At 46.4% G+C, this 6,029-nt stretch carries 10 protein-coding genes; 2 read left to right on the plus strand and 8 right to left on the minus strand.

What is annotated here, in order from left to right:
• Window positions 1-7: 7 nt before the first annotated feature.
• The 6 genes from RIC07_RS29105 to RIC07_RS29130 all read right to left on the minus strand — a co-directional run bounded on the left by RIC07_RS29105 (window position 8) and on the right by RIC07_RS29130 (window position 3,230).
• Window positions 8-133, minus strand: coding sequence for a hypothetical protein (locus RIC07_RS29105; RefSeq protein ID WP_446397558.1), 126 nt, complete (start codon window positions 131-133; stop codon window positions 8-10).
• Window positions 130-255 carry a hypothetical protein gene (locus RIC07_RS29110; RefSeq protein WP_446397559.1) on the minus strand — a complete coding sequence of 42 codons (126 nt, stop codon included), beginning with the start codon at window positions 253-255 and terminating at the stop codon, window positions 130-132. The genes RIC07_RS29105 and RIC07_RS29110 overlap by 4 nt, the downstream gene beginning before the upstream one ends.
• 167 nt (window positions 256-422) lie before the next feature.
• Entirely contained in the window at window positions 423-1,163 is a 741-nt protein-coding gene (locus RIC07_RS29115) for a DUF429 domain-containing protein (RefSeq protein ID WP_446397560.1), read from the minus strand.
• Window positions 1,160-2,080, minus strand: coding sequence for a hydrogenase nickel incorporation protein HypB (gene hypB / locus RIC07_RS29120; RefSeq protein WP_446397561.1), 921 nt, complete (start codon window positions 2,078-2,080; stop codon window positions 1,160-1,162). The genes RIC07_RS29115 and hypB overlap by 4 nt, the downstream gene beginning before the upstream one ends.
• A complete protein-coding gene (locus tag RIC07_RS29125; protein WP_446381055.1) occupies window positions 2,071-2,409 on the minus strand; it encodes a hydrogenase maturation nickel metallochaperone HypA/HybF in 339 nt (112 codons plus the stop codon). Before RIC07_RS29125 ends, hypB begins: the two co-directional genes overlap by 10 nt.
• Before the next feature lie 290 nt (window positions 2,410-2,699).
• Entirely contained in the window at window positions 2,700-3,230 is a 531-nt protein-coding gene (locus tag RIC07_RS29130; RefSeq protein ID WP_446397562.1) for a YHS domain-containing (seleno)protein, read from the minus strand.
• A 194-nt stretch (window positions 3,231-3,424) separates the two neighbouring features.
• Between RIC07_RS29130 and RIC07_RS29135 the strand changes: the two genes are divergently transcribed.
• A complete protein-coding gene (locus RIC07_RS29135; RefSeq protein ID WP_446397563.1) occupies window positions 3,425-3,625 on the plus strand; it encodes a hypothetical protein in 201 nt (66 codons plus the stop codon).
• A gap of 290 nt (window positions 3,626-3,915) precedes the next feature.
• Here the strand turns inward: RIC07_RS29135 and RIC07_RS29140 are convergent, their stop codons facing one another.
• Window positions 3,916-4,305, minus strand: a complete 390-nt coding sequence (locus tag RIC07_RS29140; RefSeq protein WP_446397564.1) for a pentapeptide repeat-containing protein — start codon at window positions 4,303-4,305, stop codon at window positions 3,916-3,918.
• Window positions 4,306-4,468: 163 nt separating this feature from the next.
• Between RIC07_RS29140 and RIC07_RS29145 the strand changes: the two genes are divergently transcribed.
• Window positions 4,469-4,828 (plus strand): DUF4342 domain-containing protein, encoded by a 360-nt coding sequence (locus tag RIC07_RS29145; RefSeq protein ID WP_044210663.1) that lies wholly within the window; start codon window positions 4,469-4,471, stop codon window positions 4,826-4,828.
• Window positions 4,829-4,932: 104 nt separating this feature from the next.
• Here RIC07_RS29145 and RIC07_RS29150 read toward each other — a convergent pair whose 3' ends face one another.
• Window positions 4,933-5,673 (minus strand): hypothetical protein, encoded by a 741-nt coding sequence (locus RIC07_RS29150; RefSeq protein WP_446397565.1) that lies wholly within the window; start codon window positions 5,671-5,673, stop codon window positions 4,933-4,935.
• Between the last annotated feature and the right edge of the window lie 356 nt (window positions 5,674-6,029).

Below are 6,029 nucleotides of genomic sequence, written 5' to 3' on the forward strand. Positions count from 1 at the left end.
AGATTCTTCACTTCGCTTCGCTATGTTCTCCAATGACAGGATTGGGTGTTGGGTGGAGGTGGCGGGTTGCTGGGGGAGTGCGATCGCATTCATACTCGGATTCATGAGTCTCAACATTAGAGAGATTCTTCACTTCGCTTCGCTGCGTTCTCCAATGACAAGATTGGGTGTTGGGTTAAGGTGGGGGGTTGCTGGAAGAGTGCGATCGCATTCATATTCGGATTCATGAGTCTCAACATTAGAGAGATTCTTCACTCCGCTTCGCTATGTTCTCCAATGACATAACCGCGTGTTTGGTGGAGGTGGGGGGTTGCTTGAGGAGTGCGATCGCATTCATAATCCTATTGAGTGATTTTTGGGAATGCAAAAAGAACTCCCCTCTCCCCCGGTGGGAGAGGGGTTGGGGGAGAGGGGGTTGTGACTTAAGTTGACACGACAGGTGCAGGGACAATAATATAACCCGTACTGACCTCACCCAATACCCAATTCCGCTCAATCCCCCAATACCACCAGTACGCCGCAATATAGGCACAGATTAAACTATCCAGTTTATCTTCTAGTTCCTTCAGCGTCGCACCCGTAAATCGTTCCAAAAAACTACCATTTAAACCATCAATCCCATCAAGTTTTGGTTCTAAACTCGGCAATACCTCCCGAATTAAATGATAAAGTTTTAATAATTCTCCTTGACGTTCTGCCAGTTTTCCTTTCTTATATTTCAGAATCCGATTTAAGCCAAACAAATGTACGATCGCGGGATGGGGAAAGACCTCAATTTGATAGCGCCCCAGGGTTTTGGGCGTTATCTGGGGGGCGTGAATAAACCCCCGTGCTTCCAAACTCAGACCAAACTCTATTGTGCGTTGAGCAAAAGGGCGCTGGCGATTGGCGGGATAACAACCTGCGTGGTAGCGGTGAAAATACCGATGACTAAGTTTATCCGGGAGGCGCATTCCCGTGGCATTGGGAATCAGCGTGGGGGCGTCTACGGCGATGAGGGCGGGTTCAGTGGCGGCTGTCCAATTGTCAATCCAATTCAGGATATCAACTGTGGCTTGTTTACGGTTTAATTCTAATAGCTGAAGCTGTCCATCTGACCAATTTAAGCAACATAAACCACTTGCACCCGACGTCCAACCGAGGTCAATTCCGATAAATTTCATGGGGATTGACACTGGTAATTTAACCATTCATACCAACCCTCTAGCCCAACACCTGTTTTTGCCGAAACCTGAAACACCTGCATCTGAGGATTAACCGTTCGCGCATACTCAATACAGCGTTCCACATCAAAGTCTACATAAGGCAACAGATCAATTTTCGTCAGAATCATCACTTGGCTAGCCCGGAACATATGAGGATATTTAATCGGCTTATCATCACCCTCAGTTACCGATAAAATCGCCACCTTTGCCTGTTCCCCCAAATCAAATAAGGCGGGACAAACCAGATTTCCCACATTCTCTATCATGACTACCGAATTGAGGGGAGGATTGAGTTGAGTGCAACCCCGTTCCACCATCGCCGCTTCCAGATGACACCCGGTTCCGGTATTAATTTGGACAACCTTACACCCAGTTTGTTGAATTTTCTGGGCATCATTCGCCGTAGCTTGATCCCCTTCAATCACATTAATCGGTAATTGTGCCTGTAAATCCTGAATCGTGCGCGTCAATAACGTCGTTTTACCCGCCCCCGGAGAACTCACTAGATTTAGCGCCAAAATATTACGCCCTTTAAACCATCCCCGGTTTTGGGCAGCAATTAGATCATTTTTTCCCAGGATATCCGCTTCCAGGGAGATTTTTGTACCGTGAACCTGGGCGTGAACTTGAGAGGCTTCATCGTGGTGATTCCCCGACGAGTCGTGAGTGTGAGTGTGGGTGATGACTCGACCATCGGGCAAAGTGTGAGTATGGGAATGGCTAGATGAGGAGGAGTGCGTGACAACAGTCCCATCAGGTAATGTATGGGTATGATTTGGGTCATGATTGGAGTTAGCCATGGTAAAAACCTCCCCCGTTTCCGGATTAGTAAGCGTGGTGTCAGCATCATCAGAACAGCCGCAGGTTACACACATGGTTCGACCTCCATTTCCTTAATTTTCAGTTCTTGACCCGATATTATATCCAGTTCTACACTACCGCATTCACAGAGACCAAAAGGTTGATCGAGGGGAATTTGGGCATTACAGTGACGACAGCGACCAATACCTGGAATTTCAATGATATCGAGAGTTGCCCCTTCTAAGGGAGTGTCTTTGCTACAAACATCAAAACAAAATAGCACCGCATCCGGCATTATCGCCGCTAACTGACCAATTTCCAGGCAAACTCGTCGCACTTTTGCCCCTTTAGCATGTTCGGCAACGATATCAACGATATTTTGTGTGATTCCCAGTTCGTGCAATGGTCTATTCCGTTACAGAGGATCTCCGATTTAATTTTATCTCGTTTTTAGGTAAGAGCGTAGGTGATCAAGGGAAAGCTTCCCGAAGCCTAATTCAGATGCTCTTAGCCTGGGGAATTCGTTAGGACATCAGTTAGTCCAAGAGGGAACTCTTAACAGGGGAATTCGTTAGGACATCAGTTAGTTAAAGAGGGAACTCTTAACAGGGAAGAGGGAACATTAAAGAATGTCCTAACCTGTCTTAGTACCGCTATACCTAATCCCTTTAAATGTACAGAAATACCTTGGTATCACTCCTCCAAAACCTGGGGCCAGTTCTGATTAGCTTGAGCAATATGTCCCGGAACATCTTTTTCCCAACGTTGCTGAATACGTCGATTGAAATTTAGGTAAAGTTTACCGTCCACAATTTTCCAAGCATTCGGATCAATCGGAGCCGTGTAGCCTTGGCTTACCGCCCAAGCACAATATCCCCCATATTGAGGAGCATATTGCTCAGGATTATTGGCAAACAAGTCACGATTTTCTGCACTGGCAAATCGCCAAGTGGCTCCTTGCCATTCATATTCAAAGTCAGCACGACCGGGAAGGGGTTGTCCTTGGGTAAAGTATGCCACAGGATCGATACCTTTTATCGCCACCCCATCCTCTACATAAAAGCTGACTAGAGTTGTCTGCTTGTTAGCAGGATTAGCCACAGGGCTAGGATTGCTTTGTTGAGTTTGGCTTTCCACGTTAGCAGAGGGAGTTGTATTGGCATTATTGCAAGCGGTTAAGCCCAGCAAGACAATAGAGGCGAAGGTTAAGTAGGTAATTTTCATTGATGCTGGTGTTTCTGGAACTGATTTTCTCACTTAATGACTAGAATACTACTGGGTTCTGAAACGGTGGTGAAAGTTAGATGAGTTAAGACTGAGTTATCCTGAGGAAGCCCTTAAGTGAAATGGTACTCAATTAAGGCTGGTGGGCAATGCCCACCCTACTGGCGTGACCCACCTAAAATGGTGAAATAGATTTGGTTCGTAGTGAGGGCTTTAGCCCTCTCCAGCTAGGCGTTAAAGCACGCTTTTTACTACAAACAAAGTCCTATTTTAACCCGGTCACGCCACTACTGGCGTGGCACACCTTATTTGATGAATTAGAATTACGCCCCGAAACCGTAGGGGCGCAAAGACTTGCGCCCGATTCAATGATAAAATCTATTCCACAATTTTAGTTGAAACTGTTGCCTGTTGCCTGTTCCCTGTTGCCTCTCCCCACCACAACACTTATTCAGCCGCCTCTAAGTTAAGTAGGTGGGGACAATTAAAGTTAACGGTGGGGATCGTCATTCGTCATTTGTCATTCGTCATTTGTCAGGGTTTGAGGCTTATTAACATAACTTCATAAGGTTGAGTTTATTTCCACCAACCTACTTAGTCCATTTTAATGGACTTGAGCTTTTAGCCCGGAGTTTGAACTCCGGGCTACTCCGGGCTACTCTAGGTTCCGGGCGGGTTTTCTGACTTACTCACACCCTTGCTCAGAGGTTTCGCCATCGGGCATAATCACACCGCAAAGGTTTGCCCGTTTCAGGTTCACATCAGTCAAATTCGTTAATCTCAAATAAGTCCCCCTCAAATCAGCCCCTTTGAGATTCGCATCGGTCAAATCTGCCCGTCTCAAATCGGCTTCCCTGAGATCAGCCCCTCTCAAATCCGCATCTCTCAAATCAGTATCTCTCAGATCAGCAAGTCTCAAGTCTGCATCTCTCAAATTTGCTCCTTCTAAAGCACATCGGCGACAGGCTCCAGTGTCCAATAATTGGCGAACCTGATCCGCATTTTCTGCCCGGATAGGAGTTGCTAATCCTAATCCAGTCAGGAAAAAAACCATTACCAAGATTTTTGGATACATTTTTCCTTTCTTTGTCAAGTGCCTATAGATGTATTGTGCCAAACTCTACGGTAGAGATTTCTTTATATAGTCCCGAATCATCCAATCAATTCAATCTAACTGGTGAACTCTCTAGCAACTGAGTTCGTTACCCTGAAAGATAGTGACATACAGAAGCTTAACCATGAACGAACCAATTCGCACCGAAGAAAGCGTCGAAGAGATTAACGCTAACACCGTTCCTCTAGAAAATGAGTTACAGTCTATTGAACCCGACGTTGATACCACAACCCAAGTCAATGTCGAAGAATTCACCATTAGTGGCGATGACTTAGTGGGTAAAGTGAGGGAACTGATCCATCAGGGTAACATTCGCCGGATTATCGTCAAGAACGAAGAAGATCAAATCTTAATCGAAATTCCCCTAACCGTTGGCGTCGTGGGTGGAGTCGTTGGGGTGACGCTGTTTCCCGTCATCGCGGCTGTCGGTGCGATCGGGGCGCTGGTTGCTCGTTTGAAACTCGTGATTGAGCGACGAGAGTAGGCAAAGCCAATCGTTTTAAGTGTAGGGGCGGGTTTTACTACTATCATTTATTTCGCACCCATAAGTAACTAAACCCGCCCTGACTTAGTTTCCTGTCTCGCACATCAGCGCAAAAATTCTGAAGGCAAAAGCGGTTGATTTGTTTGTTCAGTTTTCAACGTCGGCGGACGTACATTCCCAGGCGTTGGGGGTTTTGATGGAAGTTCATAGCGCTGCGTTCCCCAACCCCAATTCCTATCTTCCGGTTTAACCACAGGGGGAGTTTTTCGACCCGTTGGCAGAGGAATCCGTTGGCTTTGAGTGACTTTAACATAAGGCTGACCTTCGTTCGTAAAGCGAACCAGTTGACCTTCAAGTTCGGGTGTTTGGATGGTTTGATTTTCTACAGTTGGCAGTTGACCCTGTGGATCAAATAATGCCACAAATGATACATCAGCAGAGGGTTGCAAGGAGTCACCAATGGGCGATTGATCCAGTTGCCATGCTTCCCGGAAATGTCCATCGGGCGCTACCTGCCATAAATTTAGCGTGGCTTGCCATTTTCCGTCCTCAACTCTGACCACTTGACGATCCAGAATCGAATAAGGAGAATACGATTTATCGCGATAAACCGCCTGATCCGGAAACCGTAAATCGCGAATTGCGGCTACGGTTATTTGACTTTGATCAGGGAGATTCGTTGTGCCACTCAAGCTGTAGAGTCCAGGACGACCTGCGGCTTGGGCGTTGAGTGTTAAATTGATATCTTCTGAGTCTTGAAATGAACAGCTTGTACACCAAAGTAATAGTAGGACTATAATCGTCCAATTCCGAAAAAAAGATAGGCGGCGCATTTTATTTGTCATTTGTCATTTGTCATTCGTCATTTGTCATTTGTCATTCGTCATTTGTCATTTGTCATTTGTCATTTGTCATTCGTCATTTGTCATTCGTCATTTGTCTTCGGAGCCAAGTATTCCCCTGTAGGGGCGGGTTTAGGGACTGTAGGGGCGGGTTTAGGGACTGTAGGGGCGGGTTTAGGGACTGTAGGGGCGGGTTTAGGGACTAAAGTCAGCTATTGCTGAAATAACGGAAAAACAAAACCCGCCCTCCTCACCGATAACGGAAAAACAAAACCCGCCCTCCTCACCGATAACGGAAAAACAAAACCCGCCCTCCTCACCGATAACGGAAAAACAAAACCCGCCCTCCTCACCGATAA

This window comes from Coleofasciculus sp. E1-EBD-02, from assembly GCF_040218245.1.
Taxonomy (GTDB): domain Bacteria; phylum Cyanobacteriota; class Cyanobacteriia; order Cyanobacteriales; family Coleofasciculaceae; genus Coleofasciculus.